The 16,092-nt window shown below is 66.3% G+C and carries 15 protein-coding genes; 6 read left to right on the forward strand and 9 right to left on the reverse strand.

Translation table 11 applies throughout. The annotated features are described in order from the left end of the window. Positions 1–6: 6 nt before the first annotated feature. Entirely contained in the window at positions 7–831 is an 825-nt protein-coding gene (locus AB4Z00_RS10280) for a DUF4198 domain-containing protein (protein ID WP_442045850.1), read from the reverse strand. A gap of 185 nt (positions 832–1,016) precedes the next feature. On the opposite strand from AB4Z00_RS10280, the gene AB4Z00_RS10285 reads away from it, so the two are divergent. From AB4Z00_RS10285 to AB4Z00_RS10310, 6 genes are all read left to right on the forward strand, one after another. Then, positions 1,017–1,730: a 2OG-Fe(II) oxygenase gene (locus AB4Z00_RS10285; RefSeq protein ID WP_442045851.1), complete on the forward strand. Its 714-nt coding sequence runs from the start codon at positions 1,017–1,019 to the stop codon at positions 1,728–1,730. Further along, a complete protein-coding gene (alkB, locus tag AB4Z00_RS10290) occupies positions 1,720–2,376 on the forward strand; it encodes a DNA oxidative demethylase AlkB (protein ID WP_134095601.1) in 657 nt (218 codons plus the stop codon). The genes AB4Z00_RS10285 and alkB overlap by 11 nt, the downstream gene beginning before the upstream one ends. Then, positions 2,373–2,951 (forward strand): DNA-3-methyladenine glycosylase I, encoded by a 579-nt coding sequence (locus AB4Z00_RS10295; protein WP_442045852.1) that lies wholly within the window; start codon positions 2,373–2,375, stop codon positions 2,949–2,951. The genes alkB and AB4Z00_RS10295 overlap by 4 nt, the downstream gene beginning before the upstream one ends. 65 nt (positions 2,952–3,016) lie before the next feature. Then, on the forward strand, positions 3,017–3,361 hold the full coding sequence (gene rpoZ / locus AB4Z00_RS10300; protein ID WP_132265859.1) for a DNA-directed RNA polymerase subunit omega: 345 nt from the start codon (positions 3,017–3,019) through the stop codon (positions 3,359–3,361). A 286-nt stretch (positions 3,362–3,647) separates the two neighbouring features. After that, a complete protein-coding gene (locus tag AB4Z00_RS10305) occupies positions 3,648–4,436 on the forward strand; it encodes a ParA family protein (RefSeq protein WP_431567706.1) in 789 nt (262 codons plus the stop codon). A gap of 74 nt (positions 4,437–4,510) precedes the next feature. Then, positions 4,511–5,551, forward strand: coding sequence for a DUF3667 domain-containing protein (locus AB4Z00_RS10310; protein WP_442045853.1), 1,041 nt, complete (start codon positions 4,511–4,513; stop codon positions 5,549–5,551). Between the two features lie 4 nt (positions 5,552–5,555). On the opposite strand, the gene AB4Z00_RS10315 is transcribed toward AB4Z00_RS10310, so the two are convergent. The 8 genes from AB4Z00_RS10315 to AB4Z00_RS10350 all read right to left on the reverse strand — a co-directional run bounded on the left by AB4Z00_RS10315 (position 5,556) and on the right by AB4Z00_RS10350 (position 16,085). After that, positions 5,556–6,008, reverse strand: coding sequence for a hypothetical protein (locus AB4Z00_RS10315; RefSeq protein ID WP_442045854.1), 453 nt, complete (start codon positions 6,006–6,008; stop codon positions 5,556–5,558). 145 nt (positions 6,009–6,153) lie between these two features. Continuing rightward, on the reverse strand, positions 6,154–8,988 hold the full coding sequence (locus AB4Z00_RS10320; protein ID WP_442045855.1) for a TonB-dependent receptor: 2,835 nt from the start codon (positions 8,986–8,988) through the stop codon (positions 6,154–6,156). Positions 8,989–9,174: 186 nt separating this feature from the next. Next, positions 9,175–10,287: an alpha-hydroxy acid oxidase gene (locus tag AB4Z00_RS10325; RefSeq protein WP_442045856.1), complete on the reverse strand. Its 1,113-nt coding sequence runs from the start codon at positions 10,285–10,287 to the stop codon at positions 9,175–9,177. An 11-nt stretch (positions 10,288–10,298) separates the two neighbouring features. Continuing rightward, positions 10,299–10,979 carry a Fe2+-dependent dioxygenase gene (locus AB4Z00_RS10330; RefSeq protein WP_442045857.1) on the reverse strand — a complete coding sequence of 227 codons (681 nt, stop codon included), beginning with the start codon at positions 10,977–10,979 and terminating at the stop codon, positions 10,299–10,301. 101 nt (positions 10,980–11,080) lie between these two features. Further along, positions 11,081–13,486: a TonB-dependent receptor gene (locus tag AB4Z00_RS10335; protein WP_442045858.1), complete on the reverse strand. Its 2,406-nt coding sequence runs from the start codon at positions 13,484–13,486 to the stop codon at positions 11,081–11,083. Positions 13,487–13,611: 125 nt separating this feature from the next. After that, complete coding sequence (locus AB4Z00_RS10340; protein WP_442045977.1) at positions 13,612–14,511, reverse strand: FAD:protein FMN transferase; 900 nt, start codon at positions 14,509–14,511, stop codon at positions 13,612–13,614. 137 nt (positions 14,512–14,648) lie between these two features. Next, complete coding sequence (locus tag AB4Z00_RS10345) at positions 14,649–15,524, reverse strand: DUF4198 domain-containing protein (protein WP_442045859.1); 876 nt, start codon at positions 15,522–15,524, stop codon at positions 14,649–14,651. A 57-nt stretch (positions 15,525–15,581) separates the two neighbouring features. Further along, positions 15,582–16,085 carry a DUF2271 domain-containing protein gene (locus AB4Z00_RS10350; RefSeq protein ID WP_132265844.1) on the reverse strand — a complete coding sequence of 168 codons (504 nt, stop codon included), beginning with the start codon at positions 16,083–16,085 and terminating at the stop codon, positions 15,582–15,584. Positions 16,086–16,092 lie beyond the last annotated feature (7 nt).

Here is a 16,092-nt window from a genome sequence, read left to right on the forward strand (position 1 = left end):
TCATCCTCAGTTGGTAACCGAATAAGTCAGGGCGTAAGTGTAGCTTCGCGCGGGCTGTGCGCCGATCACCCCGACGCGGTGGCGCGTCATCGCAAAGTAGAGGCCAGGCTCCGGCGCGGTAATGGTGAAGCGTCCGCGGGCGTCGCTGGTGATGATCGGCAGCCTTCGGTTCTCGACCTGCCCGGCGCGGGCTTCTTCCACTTCGACATCGGCATTGGCGAGCGGCTTGCCGTCGAACAGCAGTTCGAATTCGGCGGGCTGTCCCGCGCGAATGAGCGAGGGGTGGGTCAGCGCGCGATATTCGATGCCCTTGCCGGAAGGCGCGAGCGCGGCATCTCCGGGCTTGCCGCGCGTCACATAGGCTTCGGCCTTGGTCACGCTCTGCATGTCGACCGGGACGACGCCGGCAGGAAGCGGCCGGTTCGGCGCCACGAATTCCCATGTGCCGTCGATCAGCGCGGCCTTGGCGACGCGGCCCTGCCGCTCTCCGCTGGTCAGGCGGTAAGTGCCGTCAGCGGGCAGCGGGGCTTCCAGGATCACGAGATCGCGCAGGGCCACGGGTTTCAGCGGCACGGCCTTTCCGTCCGGTCCTACCAGGTGAAAGTCATCGGACTGCATGGCGACGGTCGGCACGAAGACGTGCTCGCTGAAAGAGGCTTCCACGGTGACGTGATCCTCCTTGTCGAGCGCGAAGCCGTTGGGCAGCAGGTAAGGCGAATGGGCAAGGGCCGGCGAAGCCACGAGGGTGGCGGCGGCGAGACTGCCGAGGACAGAGGCGATCGTGCTGAAGCGGTGAGAGAAGGGCATCGGGTCTTTCTCGATGATAGGCATGGCGAACTCTTGGTCATATAATCTAATGCGAATCAATAGCGATAATTGTATCCGGAGAGCAATATCGCCGTGCGGTTGCGGCATCCTCGGCACCGGCAGGAGACTCACCGCCCGACCATCTGCAAAGAAGTTTGACCGCAAGGATCGGATCGCTATCGCCGGGCTATGAGCTTAGGCGCTGCCCGATGATCGAAAGCACGTACTTTTCCAAGGACGCCGCCGCCGGGGCGGATGCCGAGACCCAGCTCGACAGCGAAGGATGGGCTTTGCTGCCTGGCCTGCTGGTTCCAACCGAATGTGCGCGGATCGCGGCGCTCTACGATGTTTCCGGGCCGTTTCGCAGCCATATTCACATGGCGCGGCATGGCTTCGGGCTGGGGGAATATCGCTATTTCGCTTATCCCTTGCCGGATCCGGTGCAAGCCTTGCGCAGGGCGCTCTACGCCCGCCTGGCGCCGCTTGCGAACCGCTGGAACGAGCGCATGGGTCTGACCACCCGCTTCCCGCCGGACCACGAGAGCTTCATCGCCCGCTGCCATGAGGCCGGCCAGCGCCGTCCCACGCCGCTGCTGCTGCAATACGGGCCGGGCGACTATAATTGCCTCCACCAAGACCTTTACGGCGAACATGTCTTCCCGCTGCAGGTAGCGGTCCTGCTGTCCGCGCCCGGCCGGGATTTCACCGGCGGAGAATTCGTCCTGACCGAGCAGCGACCGCGTATGCAGTCGCGGCCGATCGTGGTGCCGCTGGCTCAGGGCGATGCGGTGGTCTTCGCCGTCAACAATCGGCCGCAGCGCGGATCGCGCGGGGACTACCGCGTGACCATGCGGCACGGCGTTTCCAAGCTGCATTCCGGCAAGCGGCATACTCTGGGGATCATCTTCCACGATGCAGCCTGACCTGTTCGCCGAAAGCCGCGAAGCCATCCCGCTCGGCCCCGGCGCCGTGCTGCTGGGCGGTTTCGGACTGGCCGAGGCTTCCCTGCTGCTTGCCGAGATTCCCCGCCTCGCGGCTATTTCACCATTCCGGCACATGACGACCCGCAGCGGCGGGCGTCTGTCGGTCGCGATGTTCAATTGCGGCGAGACCGGGTGGGTCAGCGATCGCAAGGGCTACCGCTATCAGCCGCTCGATCCGGAAACGAGGTTGAACTGGCCGCCCTTGCCGCAGGCCTTCCTGTCGCTGGCCGGGCGTGCCGCAGCCAGGGCGGGATATGACGGCTTCCTGCCCGATGCCTGCCTCGTCAACCGGTACGATGCGGAGACGCGCCTCTCGCTGCACCAGGACATGGACGAGCGCGACCGGGAGGCGCCGATCGTTTCGGTGTCGCTGGGGCTTTCGGCCAGCTTCCTCTGGGGCGGCCTCGCGCGCGGCGACAAAGTGCGGCGGCACCGGGTGCACCATGGTGACGTGGTGGTCTGGGGCGGGCCCTCGCGACTGGTTTTCCACGGACTGGACAGCGTGGAGCGGGGGCACCATCCTGAGACCGGACCCTGGCGCTACAACCTCACATTCCGGAAAGCCCGATGCCGAGAGACTTCGTGACCGAAACGATCCACCGCTGCCGCTGGGCCGAGGGCGACGACCGCATGCGGGCCTGTCACGACGAAGAGTGGGGCGTGCCCATCCGTGATTCCCGTGCGCTTTGGGAAAAACTGGTGCTGGACACGTTTCAGGCGGGGCTGTCGTGGCGAACGATCCTTCACAAGCGCGATGCCTTCCGCGCCGCTTTCGAGGGCTTCGATCCCCTTCGCATCGCCGCCTATGGGCCTGCCGAGATCGAGCGGCTGATGGGCGATGCCGGTATCGTCCGCTCGCGCGCCAAGATCGAGGCGACTATCCGCAACGCCCGCGGCTTTCTGGACATGCAGGAGCGGGGCGAGGATTTTTCGGCTTTCGTCTGGTCCTTCGTGGACGGCGATCCTGCCATGGGTGACGGGACCGGCAGCGCGGCGCGGTCGGCTGCGGGCGATGCGCTGTCGGCGGCGCTCAAGAAACGGGGCTTTGGCTTCGTCGGCCCGGTGGTCGTCCATGCCTGGCTGCAGGCGGTGGGCGTGATCAACGACCACGAGACGACGTGCTTTCGCAGGGACGCAGTGGCGGGCGCGCAGATTTCTTGACTTTGCCCGGATCGGGGCTTATCGGGCCAGGTTCACCGATCCACCAGATTTTATACGGAGTGCCCATGGCGCGCGTTACCGTCGAAGATTGCGTCGACAAGATTCCCAACCGCTTCGATCTGGTCCTTCTTGCCGCGCAGCGCGCGCGCGAGATTTCGGGCGGTGCGGAACTCACCCTCGAGCGCGATCGTGACAAGAATCCGGTCGTCGCCCTGCGCGAAATCGCCGAGGAAACCGTCACCCCTTCGATCCTCAAGGAAACGCTGGTCACCTCGATGCAGCGCGTCCTGCCGGACGACGATGACGAGATGGACGAAATCGGCTCGCTCAGCCAGTCGGCCGAAGCCCTGCGCATCACGGCCTCGGCTCCGACCCGCAATACCTCGCTTGGCGGCGACTACGACGGCTGATTTTCCGGGCTGACCGGGAAACCGGATTCAGCCCTTTCAGTCGATCCCGCGGCATTTTCGGCCCGCGCTTCCTTCCGGTTCTCCCATGCAGTGCAGACTGCGGGAGATCGGATGAAAGCGCGGGCCGTGCCCGTTTGGCTGGGCGGCCATTCCTTCCGTTCGAATGCCCTGGGCCATAATACCAAGGTTCGCGGTTGACGGATGGGCCGTGACGGGCAACGATCTCCGCGTGGCTGGAAAGAAGAACAAGTTGCCCCGGATCGCCGGCGGATCGGTGCGGGCGCGGATGCTTTCGGCAGCCGCGCGTGAGGACGAGGATGAGGGGCCACGTCCGGAAAACAGCGCAACGATCGCCATCTACAGCGTGAAAGGCGGCGTCGGTAAAACGACGTTCGCCGCCAATCTGGCCTGGTGTTCGGCGCAGGACGGGCATTCGACCTTGCTCTGGGACCTCGACGCAGCGGGCGGCTCCGGGTTTCTCTATGGCCTCGAACCCAAGGGTTCGGGACTGGCCGAGGATGTATTCTCGCGCGATCGATCGCCCACGCGCCTGATCCAGCGGACAGCCTGGGACGGGATCGACGTTCTTCCTGCAGACGAAAGCATTCGCGCGCTCGACGCCCAGCTGGTGCGCATCGGCAAACGTCGGCGCCTGGCCAAGCTCACGGAGGAACTGGCTGGAAACTACGCCCGGATCGTGCTCGATTGCCCTCCGGTGATGAACGAGCTGTCCGCGCAAGTGGTCCGCGCGGCCGACCTGGTGATCGTGCCGCTGCCGCCATCGCCGCTTTCGGCACGCGCCTTCGATCTGGTCGTGCGCGAGATTGCGGGCAATACCCGGCGTCATCCGCCGATCCTGCCCGTGCTGTCCATGCTGGATCTGCGGCGCGCCCTTCACAAGCAGGCGCGCGACGCCAACCCCAATTGGCCGACCGTACCTTATGCCAGCGCGGTGGAACAATGCGCGGTGCACCGCCAGCCCGTCGGCGCGCATTCCCCGCAAAGCCCTGCGGCGCAGCAGTTTGCCCGGCTGTGGAATGCCATCGAAGCCAAACTCGCCGAGCGGCGGGTCTGACGCGGGCTTCTCCGGAACGACTGTTCAGGGCGGCGACAACGCGGTAGGTTCATCGGCGTTTCAGGGGGAAACGCATGAACGGGATCTCGGAAAGTCTCGCGGAAATCGGCCAGGGCACTTTGACTGCCACTGCCGTGGACCCGGCGCAAGCGAGCCAGGGCCATACGCATGAGACGGCCTGCCTCAATTGCGGAACGCCTCTGATCGGTACGCATTGCCACGCTTGCGGCCAGGCGGCCCATGTCCATCGCAGTCTGGGCGCTTTCTTCCACGACCTGCTGCACGGCGTGTTTCATTTCGAGGGGAGGATCTGGCGGACGCTGCCGATGCTCGCTTGGCGGCCCGGGCGGCTGACCCGCGAATATATCGACGGACGGCGCGCCAGCTATGTCTCGCCGATCGCGCTGTTCCTGTTCAGCGTGTTCCTGATGTTCGCGGTCTTCCACGCGCTCGAAGGCAGTGAGGGCGGCGAAACGCCGGCCGTTCGCAGCGGCGACCTCGACAAGGCGATCAGCGGCACCGAGGCGGAACTCGGCGTCTTGAAGGCACAGCGGCAGAAACTGAAGGACAGCCGCGCCGATACAGGCGACTTGGACCGCCGTATCGACGGCAGGGAGCAGGCGCTGGAGGCGATGAAGGACACCCGCTCCGCCATTGCCGAGAATATTCCCGATACGCGGCGATTCAGCGATTTCCACCAGATCGACAAGGCCATCAGGAAGTTCAAGAAGAACCCCGAACTCGCCGCCTACAAGCTTCAGACTTACGCCTACAAGTACAGCTGGGCATTGATCCCGATTTCTGTGCCGTTCCTGTGGTTGCTGTTCCCGTTCAGTCGGCGGTTTCACCTCTACGACCATACGGTTTTCGTCACTTACTCGCTCTGTTTCATGACGATGCTGGTGATTCTCGRCATGGTGATGGACTGGCTCGGCGCCAATGCACTGCTGGCCGTGCTGTTCTTTCTCCCGCCGATCCACATGTTCCGGCAATTGCGCGGGGCTTACGGCCTGGGCCGCTTCGGCGCATTGTGGCGTACGGTGCTGCTCGTCTGGTTCTCCTCGACGGCGCTGATCATCTTCTTCGTGATGATCATGGCACAGATCAGCCTCTGATCGGTCAGGATGGGCTTTCGGTGAGCGCTCTGGCCCGGCGGGTCTGCTTGAGCGTCAAGGCGACCATGATCCGGGTCGAGCGGATCGCGAGATCCAGCAAGCGGCCGCGCGGCTCTTCGCAGGGGAGGGCGGCGGCGCGGGTGGCGGGTCCTTCCAGCAGAGCCACCATCAGCCGTTCGTCCGAGGAGAGGCTATGCGACCTGCCCACCCGGAACGGGCGGCCGAGCGCGCCTTCGAACAGGAGGCAGAAGCTGTCGATCACCGGCGCCAGCACGACGCAGTCCAGTGTATCCAGGCACGAGGCGAGGGACGGCTGTGTGGGGCGATCCTGTCCGCGAGCGTGCCGCCAGCACCGCGCCGCATCGACCAGCACGCTCGGTGGCAGCATGGCCGAGAGGTGAGCAGGTGCGAGCGGAGCAGGTGCAGGCCGGATTGGTGAAGGAAAGTGGAAGGTCATCGTCAGGCACTCCAGATCGCCAAATCAATGCTATTGCAAATCATTCGCAAATACCAGCCTTAACTTTCCCTTCCCGATGCCGTTCGCTTCAGGCTTCGGTCCGGGGAGGCGAAGGCGGCGGATCGGGCCGCCTTCGCCCTGTCGTTCAGAACCGGGTGTTGCCGCCCGAGCGCTGCTGGCCTCCGGGAGGTCCCGTGAAGAAGAGCTTGCGGAACGTGATCTGGAAAGCCCGGCCTACCGGGTCGAGGTAGTAGGGCGAATAGGCCAGCGGCGTATTGCCGTTGCCGTCCCGCACTTTCTGGCGCGCATCGAACAGGTTGGCGACGGAGAACGTCACCCGCGCCCCGCGCAGGAAGGGTATCTTGTCCACCAGCTTGGGTTGCTGGCCCAGGTCTGCAAAGAGGCGCAAGTCGAACTTGGCGAAATCCTCGAAACGAAGTTGGGTGGTGGGATAGCCGTCCACGCCGTCGACCGTGGTGCCGCTCTGCCAGCTGCCGGTGAGGCGCAGGCCCAGCCCGCTCTGGGAATAGCCGCTCTGAAGTTCCAGCTTGTGGCGCGGCGTGCCGCCGCTGCTGGCGCCGATCGTGCCGCCGTCGAGCAGGTCGATCTCGGGCTGTCCTTCGCGCAGCACGACGCGGTCCGAGAAGACCCAGGTGTGATAGAGCGAGAACGTCAAGCGTCCGCCGCGTCCGCCGCCACCGCCGAACCCGCCGCCGCCGAAACCGCCGCGACCGCCGAAACCACCGCCGCCCGGGCCGCGTCCTTCGCCGCCACCCCGGCCTTCGCCGCCGCCGGCCTCCGTCCCGCCGCTGTTGCCGGATGCGCTCGCCGCTGCATCGGGCGAGGCGCCGCCCGGCGCGTCACGCCCGGCTGCGGCGGTGTCGCCCTCGCCGGGAGGCGGCGGGGGGGCGTCGTTGTCACCCCCGCGGCGACTGGGAAAGCCGTTCGGGAAGCGCTTGCGCATGCTTTCGCGCATGGCATCGATCTGCGATTGCGGCGTCTTGAGCGACTTCGTGAAGGTGATGCCCATGCGCAGCTGGGACTTGTCCTCGCTGGCGATGTTGATCGGTCGCAAGTCCACGGCGACCAGTTCGCCGTCGGCATCGCGGGCGAAGCGTTCGGGGAAAGCGGCGACCACGGCCGGGGTCGCGCCGGGCAGGGCGGTCACCTGATTGCGCTGCCAGGTGCGGTTATAGTCGAGGTTGAGCGTGACGTTGGGATCGTTCAGCCGGAACGTCCCGCCCAGTCTGAAATTGCGCATGCCCGCCGCCTTCAGGTCGGGATTGCCGCCGGTCACTGCCGTCACCCGCACGGATTCGCCGCGCGTATAGTCGAAGATGTCGACATTGGCCGTGGTGATAACGGCGCCGCCGAGCTGTGCGGCCGTGGGGGCGTTCTGGTCGTCGCGGTAGCTGGCGATCAGGCTGAACTGGCTCGTGGGGTTCCAGGTCAGGCCGCCGCCGAACGTGCGCAAGGTTCCGAAATCGCCGATCTGGCGCACGGCGGCATTGGCGTTGAGCGAGATCCGGCCCGCACCCGGGAACAGCGGCACGGCGCGGCTGCTGAGCGGAATGTCGATGTTGATGGAGGCCTCGCCTTGGTCGCGGCCGACGCTGGTGGGCTGGGAGATGCCGAGGCGGGTCACCGTGCCGTCCGAACGGTCGAGATTGCCGCCCAGTTTCATCGTCGTGTTCACGGCGCCCGCGGGCAGTTGCAGGGGCGAGGTGGTGGCGACGAGGTTGAGTTCGGCGCTGTCGGTGGAATTGCGCGTCTGGTTCACCGGCAGGAAGTCGAGGAATTCCCCGGCGACCGGCAGCGAGGGATCGGCCAGCGGATCGCCCGCGGCTACGGCTGCTGCATAGTCGGCCAGGTTCAGCGGCCGCTGCTGGATCGAGCGGGTGTCGCTGTGGTCGTAGTTGCCGATGACGCTCCACTGCCATTTCTGGGTGGTGCCGTTCAGCGTCAGCCCGAGGTGGCCGGTCTGGGTGCTGTTGCTGTTGCGCAAGGGCGAAAGCCCGTCGACGGTCGGCAGGAAGGTCTCGTCCGCGGTGCCGCTGGCATAAGGGCTGCCGCCGGGGATGGTGACGTTGGGCACCGCGCTGCCGCGCAAAGCCTGGGTGTCGGTGGTGGTGGCCTCGCCGTTGAGCGTGGCGATCCAGACATGGGATAGCGGCTTGGCCCAGGTTCCGGTGAGCGTCAGCGCTTCCGATTCCGGGCGAAGCGTGCGGTTGTTGCCGTCGCCGCCGCTCGTGGCCAGGCCGCGCTGGGCCTCGGTGATCGGATTGGCGTGCGAATAGTTGGCGTCGATATTGACGCGTTCGCCGCGGCGGATCGCCAGGAAATCGCCCTTGGTATTGACGCCCAGCCCGTCGCCCTGGGTGCCCAGCTTGCCGCCGCCTTCGACGGCAAAGGCGCGGAAACGCTGGCGCAAGATGATGTTGACGACCTTCTGAGTGGCCGAATAACCGTACTTGAGGGCCACTTCCTCGGGCAGGATCTCGACGCGCTGGATCGCCTCGGTCGGGATCGTTCCAACTTCGCGGAAGCTGGCGATGCGACGGCCTTCCAGCAGCACGACCGGCGCACCGCCGCCCGCGCTCTCGGTTTGCGGCGCCAGTTCTTCGAGCAGCTCGGTGACACTGGAAACACCCAGGGCGCGCACGTCGCCGGCATTGAAGGTCACTTCGGGCGCGATATCGCCGATCACCGAGCCGCGCGGTTTCTGCCCGGCGACGACGATCTCGAATTCTTCGCCGCTTTCTTCGGGGGCGGCGTGGACCGGAGCGCTCGTTGCAGGGGCGCTCGCTACGGGGGCGCTCGTCGTGGGAGCATTCGCCGCAGGTATATTCGTCGCAGGGGTTTGTTGGGCCGGTGTGGACGCCGAATTCGCGGCAGTGCCGGAAGTCGATTGCGCGTGAGCAGAGACGACAGGCCATGCCACCAGGGCGGCCGACGCCAGCAGACCGAAACGGAGTCGCACCACTTTCGTAATTCCCTCATCTTGTTTTGTTGCTGCCATGACAAAGTTCGCGCCCTTTGGGGCGTCTCAATTTGTATTAATTGGTGACAGCGCCGCACCACTTGCCGCCTCGCCTAACCGAGCGGCGGGGGTGGCATGCCTTTGCGGAGATTTACGGGAGATGAGTGGGCGCGGGAAAGCGCGGTATCACATGCCGGAAAGGGTAATGACTCGCTCCCGCGTGATATCGGCAAGCCTGGGGCAGCCGAGCCCTGCCATGGTCACTTCCAGCTCGGTGCGCAGCAGGTGGATCGCATGGGCGACCCCCGGCATTCCGGCGACTGCCAGGGCGTGCATCTGCGGCCTGCCGATCAGCACGGAGCGGGCGCCGAGCGCCAGAGCCTTGACCATGTCCGTGCCCGTCCGGAATCCGCCATCCACCAAGAGCGGTATGCGGCCGTCCACCGCGGCCGCCACATCCTCGATCATGTCGAGCGCACTCGGCAGCCCGTCGAGCACCCGGCCGCCGTGGTTCGAGACGATCAGCCCGTCCGCGCCCAGGTCCACGGCGCGGCGGGCGTCTTCGCCCAGGACCATGCCCTTGACCAGGATCGGCAGGCGCGTCGCTTCGCGAAGCCAGGCCAGGTCCTCCCAGCGCGGCGCGGCATCGGCCAGCGGCGTGCCGAGCAGGATGCGCCCGCCCGGGGTGGCGGTATGGCGGGGCATCGGCATGCCGGCGAGGTTCGCCGCGGAGACCCCCGGCGGCAGGGTCATGCCGGAGAGCTTGATCGCCGCATCGATGGTGAGCACGATCGCTTCGTAACCGGCGGCTTCCGCGCGCCGGACCAGATCGAGGCTGTGGCGGCCGTCCGGCTGAAGGTAGAGCTGGAACCACAAGGGCGCGCCGTCCTTGCCGAGTTCGCCGGCGAAGGAACGGCCTGCTTCGGCAATCTCCTCCAGCGTGAAGCTGGCAAGCGTGCTGACGATCATGCCGGTGTCGAGCGCCGTGGCGGCGCGGACGACCGCCAGTTCACCGTCGGGATGGGCCAGGCGCTGATAGGCCAGCGGGGCCAGCATCAGCGGGGCTGCGTGACGGCGTCCGAACAGGTCGAGCGCAGTCTCGCCGCCGCGCAGGTCCGCCATGGCGCGGGGGAGCAAACCCCGGCGGGCGAAGGCGGTGCGGTTGAGGCGCAGCGTCTGCCCTTCGCCCGAGCCTTCCTCCAGATGGCGCCAGGCCTCGACCGTGAAGTGATCGGCCGCGCGGCGGGCATAGTCGGCAAGGCTGCGCAAGTCCGCCGGGATCTGCGTAAAAGGCGGCAAGGGGCCCTCGCTCACGTCGAGGACCATTGGCGCAGGAGGTTGTGGTAGACCTGCGTGAGCGTGTCGACCGAGGCGTGTTCCGGATGATCGACGGCGACGCCCTGGATCGCGCCGTCGAGTTCGAGCAGCAGCCGGCGGCGTTCGGGCGAGGCGACGAAGCTCTGGGTCCAGAAGAACGAAACGAGGCGCGTGCCGCGGGTCACCGGGGCGACGCGGTGCAAGCTGCTGCCGGGATAGACGACCAGGTGCCCGGCCGGCAGCTTGACGCTGTGGGTGCCGAACATGTCCTCTATCACCAGCTCGCCGCCRTCATAGGTCTCGGGGTCGCTGAGGAACAGGGTGCTGGAGATGTCACTGCGCAAGTGCTCGCCGGTGCCGGGGATCGGGAAAATCGCATTGTCGACGTGGTTGCCGTAATGCCCGCGCCCGTCGTAGCGGCTGAAGCGGGGCTGGAGCACCCGCTGCGGCAGGGCGGCGGCGATGAACAGCGGCGTCTGCATGAGCCGCGCCAGCACGCGGTCGGCAAGCTGCTTTGCCAGGGGGTGGCCGAGCGGAAGCTGCTCGTTTTCCTTGACCTGCGCTGCGCGGTGACCGGCCGTTGCACGGCCGTCCGCCCAATCGGCGCCTTCGAGTGCTGTGCGAATTTCGCGCACTTCCTGGGACGAGAAAAGCTCTGGAATTTCGATGACCATGCGGCTTCTCTTGCCGAATTCCCGGGCGCTGGCAATCGCTGCGAATGAATTGCAGGAACCCGGCGGACGCCCGAGGGCGCCCGCCGGGCCGTTGGGACCTGTTACATCTTCGCGGTGAGGGTCAGCACTGCCGAGCGGGCGTCGCCGGGCGTGGCCCAGCCCACACCGTTGCCGCGGATGCGGGTGTAGTAGAGCTTGTCGCCGATGTTCTTCACGTTGAGCTGCGCCGAGAAGTTGGGCGAGAAGTCATAGGCCAGGTAGGCCTGGTGGATCAGGAAGTCGTCGGACTTGACGGCACCTGTGGTCGGCGTTGCCACGGCGAGGACGAAGCCGTCCTGGTACGTGAGGCCGTAGCCCACGGTGAGGCCGAAGGGCAGGCGGTAGGTGGTGAAGAGGCTGCCCGAGTTCTTGGGCGTCTGCGGCAGGTACTGCCCGCCGCCCGGGTTCGGATTGGCGGGGCTGTTGGTGCAGGTTCCGGTTCCGGGGTTCGCGAGGCACGCATCGGAGACGGACTGCAGCAGCTTCGACTTGAGATAGGTATAGTTCGCCGTGAGCGTCCAGGCCGGGGTAATCGTGCCCGAGGCGCCGAGCGCAATGCCGTCCACGCGCGACTTGCCATCGAGCTGCTGGTCGGGAACGGTCGGATCGCCGGAGATGACGGCGTATTTGTCGCGCTCGTTGCGGAAGGCCGAGGCGGTCAGCAGCAGGCCGCCGTCGAACAGCTCGCCCTTGACGCCGATCTCATAGTTTTTCGCCGATTCCGGATTGACGTTGCAGGTCGAGGAGGTCGCCCCGTTCTCGCCGGAATTCGTGCAGGCACCATTGACCGAGTTCTTGGAAGGGGTGCGAGAATTGCCGTAGGCCGCGTAGATGCTGACGTCTTCGACCGGCTTGTAGTTCAGGCCCACGCGGTAGGAGAACAGCGTATCGGCATTGCGGGTCCTGATGCCCGGCGTCACCTGGCCCTGGGTCACGGTCGCCGTGGTGGAGGGCGCTATCGCATCGGTGCGGGTGGTGCCCACATTGCGCTCCACGCGGGCACCCGCGCTGAGTTCGAACTTGCCCAGCTTCATTGTGTCGAACAGGTAGCCTGCGACGTTGGTCTGCTCACCCACGGTGTGGCCGGTCCGGATGAAATTGACCGGGCCCGTGTAGACATTGCTGCCATACGTGAAGTTCGCGGAGGCCGGGCCGGCGATGACCTCGTTAGGATTGTCGATATTCATGAGCGGCAGGCGGGCGAAGGCGGCCGTGCCATCGGCATTGCGCAGGACATTGCCGTTGTAGAGGTCGTACTTCTCCCAGGTCGCCGCGCCGCCGATGTCGATGGTGTGCTCGATCGCGCCGGTGTTGAACACCGCCTTGAGGTCGATCTGGTCGAACATCAGCTGGTTGCGGGTATCGCGCGTCGTGCCGCGCGGCCCGGTGGGATAATAGTAGCCCGCCGGAACCGGTGTCGAGATCCCGGTGACGGTGCAGGCCGCGCCGGTCGGGGTCACGCCGCTGGCCAGGCACCAGGTGCCCTGCGGCGGATCGACTTGCGTCAGCTGGCGCGAATCCTGCCAGCGGGCAAGGTTGCGGACGGAGACGGTGTCGCTCACCTCATGCTCGACGATCGCGGTGAGCTGGTCGACGTTGATGCGCTGCTTGTCGACATTGCGGAAGCCGAAATAGTCGCTGCGATGAACGCCCGGCAGACCCGATCCCGCGTAGTAGGGCACACCGTACTGGGGAATGTTCCGGTCTTCCTGGTGGTTGTATTGCAGCGTGAGGCTGGTCGGGCTGTCGATGCCGATCGTGACCGAGGGCGCCACGCCCCAGCGCTTGTAGTCCTCGACATCCCGGCCGGGCACGTCGTTGCGGTGCCACATGGCGTTGAGGCGGAAGGCCACGAGGTCGTTGACGCGCTTGTTGAGATCGACGGTGGCGCGATAGTAGTTGTCAGTCCCGATCCCGGCCGTCGCCAGGTACGCATCGTCGGCCTTCGGCCGTTTGGTGACGATGTTGATGTTGCCGCCCGTCGAACCGGCGCCGGAAATCACCGAATTGGCGCCGTTCGTCACCTCGATCTGTTCGAGGTTGTAGGAATCGGTGCGGGTGATCTGGGCGCTGTCGCGCACGCCGTCGACCGTGATGTCGTTGCTGGCGCTGTATCCGCGGAAGGTGATGTTGTCGCCGGGTCCGGTGCCGCCTTCGCCGGCGCCGAAGGTGATGCCGGGAACCGTCGAGAGGACGTCGCGCAAGGTGAGCAGGTTCTGCTGCTCGATCACTTCACCCGAAAGCACGGTGATCGTCTGCGGCGTGTCGAGGACGGGGCGCGTGCGCTTCGGCGATTCCAGCACGCGACCGGGCTTCTCGTCGATTGCGGTATCGCTGACGGTCACGCCGCCCAGCACGCGCTGTCCATCAGCCTGCTGGGCCTGCGCGGCGGGGGCAAGAGCCGGAGCGATACACGAAAGCGCGAGGAAAGTGCGGCGCGCAGCCGCCGACGAAGGCTTGAAAGACATAATTCCCCTCATGACCGGATAATTCCGTTGCCACTTCCGATAATGAGAGTCATTCGCATTCGCAATATGCTTTGTTACATTTGTATCGCTTTTGTTGCAAACGCGCCCCGGCGTTGGCTGACGCTTCAGGAAAGGGCGGCTTCGTTGTCGTAGACGATGAGTTCTTGAAGCGCCGGGCTGAGCCATTCCTCGATCCCATCGGTACTGCGGATCAACGCGCGGACCGCAAGGTTCTGCCGCAAGGCCAGAGCGCGCATGGCCTCCGCAGGCTCGACGCAGAGCGCGGTCGCCCAGGCATCGGCGAGCATGGCGGAGCGATGGATGACGCTGACCGCCATGGCCGTCTCGACCGGAATTCCGGTGCGCGGATCTATCGTATGATGCCCGCGAACGTAGTCGCCCGATGTGGCGACGGCGAGTTGGTGCAGGGCGATACGCAAGGGCGCGACCCCGGCTGCGGGCGTCTCCAGGTCGACCCACCAGGGATCGCCGTCCGGCCGCAGCCCGGCGCCCACCAGCTCGCCGCCGATCTCGACGAGGAAATGGCTGCAACCCCGTCGCCGCAGGAGCGCGGCCAGCGCGTCGACGGCATAGCCCTTGGCAATGCCCGAGAGATCCAGGCGCAGGCCGCCCGGTTGCCGGAGGCGCTGCCGATCGTGGTCGAAGTCTAGGCGGCGATAGCCCGAGAGCTGGCGCGCACGGGACAAGGCCCCGGCGGAGGGCGGTCCGGCGACCGCCACTGGCCCATGGCCCCAGAGATCGACGAGGCAGCCGATGGCCGGATCGAAAGCGCCCGCGCAGACTTCGGCGATCGCCAGGGCCGCTGTCATCACGGCAGCGAAGTCCTGCGGCAGCGCGGTCCAGGTTCCGGCGGCAGAGCGATTGAAGTGGCCGAGCACGGAGTCCGCCCGCCAGTGGCTCATCTGCGCGAGAATGTCTTCAAGCCGGGCGGCGATGGCGGCATCCAGTCCGGCCCGGCCGAAGCCGGTGGGAGCGGCGAGGCGCAGGCGCCAGTTCGTCCCCATCGTCTCTCCCGCGAGATCCACGACGGGAGCGTCCTGAAGCCAATCGGCCAGGCAGGCGGCGTCGATCTCGAGCGGGACGGCCAGGCGCGGGATTGTCCCCGCGCCTGGTGCGATCGGCCTGGAAACGTCGTTGCCGATCAGGGCGCGACGACTTCCACGGTGGCCGTGTAGCTCATCCGGCGCTCGCTCGCGCGCTTCTCGCTGGGCTTGGCGTCTGCGGCGCTGGCGTTGATCCAGTACATCCCGGCAACCGGCCACTTGACGTGCAGCACGCCGTCGGCGCCCGTCGTCAGTTCCTGCGCCTGCTCTGCCTCGCGGTACTTCTTGCTGCCCGGCACGACCGTGACTTTCACCCCGGCGGCGGGCTTGCCGTCGACCAGGAAGCGGAACTGGCCTTCCTCGTTGGAGACCAGTTCGTCGGGGTGCGTGATCGGCTCGATCTCGAGGCCTTTGCCGGTCGCCGTGAACACGGTCTTGGTGGGGGCGTCGGCGGTGACGTAGATGTAGTTGGCGGCAAGCGTCTCGACGAGCTTCACGTCGGTGGCGTTGGCGGGGATGTCTGCGACATTCTCGACCCGCCGGGCAGGAGCGCCGCCCTGTGCGCCGGGGCCACCGGCGCCGGGCGCACCCATCGGCCTGCCGCGGCCGCCGAGGCGCCATTCCTCGCCGTTCACCTTGAAGGTGCCCATGACGCCGGAGCGCTGAGTGCCGATCTTCCACGTTCCGGGCTTGTCGATCTTCACGTCGAAGGTCGAACGGTAACGCCCCGTGGCAGGGTTCTCGAGCTTCCCCACACTGCCGTCCGGTGCCCAGACGGTGACTTGGTCGGGGCTCATCGGGAAGTGATCGGGATAGAACAGGTCGTTGGAGACGGCGGCGTCCACGGTCACGTATTCATCGGCTCCCGCTACCGTGGTCGTGGACGGCAGAAGCCACTGGCGATGGGCCGAGGCGGGCGAAGCAAGAACCGCAGCGACGGCGGCGGAGGCGATCAGGATATGGTTTCTACGCATTGAAAATCCTTGAAGATCGTATTCCATTATACTGGAAAATAGGGAAAATCGCGTTGATCAGCGTACCGTAACGGCACCCAGCTCGCTGCTGCCGGAGGCCGAGCCGCCCTTCTTTACGGGAACCGAAATCGGCACCGAAACGAGTTCGCGTCCGCCCGTCTCGCGCGCAGCTTCGACCTTGAGGACATAATCGCCGGGGGCAAGGTTGGCGGGGAGAGGGACCTGGTAGGTGCCTGGTGCGCGGGTGGCACCGCTCAGGCCATCGGCGGGGAGTTGCATCGAGCGGCCGCCCTTGCGCCACCAGGTGCGCAAGTCGGCCAGCCACTTGGTGCCGGACTCGCGACCGGCCTTCTTGACGTCGTACCAGACGAAAACCGTTCGCGCGGCGCCTCCGGCGGCCGGTTCCAGCCAGCCGACCACGTAAGGCCGGTGGTATTCCGCGACATTGACGCGCGGGATGGTGATGCTGACCGTGGCAGCAGCGGCCGGGGCGGCCATCGTGCCGGCGACGAGCGCCGGGGCCATCAGGGAAAGCGCGGGCATTACCTTCGATGTCGTCATCGGTGCC

Source organism: Novosphingobium sp. YAF33, from assembly GCF_052113265.1.
Taxonomy (GTDB): domain Bacteria; phylum Pseudomonadota; class Alphaproteobacteria; order Sphingomonadales; family Sphingomonadaceae; genus Novosphingobium.

Bases quoted from the DNA above. Each gene is read 5' to 3' on its own strand.
- AB4Z00_RS10315 (WP_442045854.1), bottom strand. From the start codon at position 6,008: ATGACCTTCCACTTTCCTTCACCAATCCGGCCTGCACCTGCTCCGCTC.
- alkB (WP_134095601.1), top strand. From the start codon at position 1,720: ATGCAGCCTGACCTGTTCGCCGAAAGCCGCGAAGCCATCCCGCTCGGC.
- AB4Z00_RS10305 (WP_431567706.1), top strand. From the start codon at position 3,648: ATGCTTTCGGCAGCCGCGCGTGAGGACGAGGATGAGGGGCCACGTCCG.
- AB4Z00_RS10280 (WP_442045850.1), bottom strand. From the start codon at position 831: ATGCCTATCATCGAGAAAGACCCGATGCCCTTCTCTCACCGCTTCAGC.
- AB4Z00_RS10345 (WP_442045859.1), bottom strand. From the start codon at position 15,524: ATGCGTAGAAACCATATCCTGATCGCCTCCGCCGCCGTCGCTGCGGTT.
- AB4Z00_RS10335 (WP_442045858.1), bottom strand. From the start codon at position 13,486: ATGTCTTTCAAGCCTTCGTCGGCGGCTGCGCGCCGCACTTTCCTCGCG.
- AB4Z00_RS10350 (WP_132265844.1), bottom strand. From the start codon at position 16,085: ATGACGACATCGAAGGTAATGCCCGCGCTTTCCCTGATGGCCCCGGCG.
- rpoZ (WP_132265859.1), top strand. From the start codon at position 3,017: ATGGCGCGCGTTACCGTCGAAGATTGCGTCGACAAGATTCCCAACCGC.
- AB4Z00_RS10285 (WP_442045851.1), top strand. From the start codon at position 1,017: ATGATCGAAAGCACGTACTTTTCCAAGGACGCCGCCGCCGGGGCGGAT.
- AB4Z00_RS10340 (WP_442045977.1), bottom strand. From the start codon at position 14,511: ATGGGGACGAACTGGCGCCTGCGCCTCGCCGCTCCCACCGGCTTCGGC.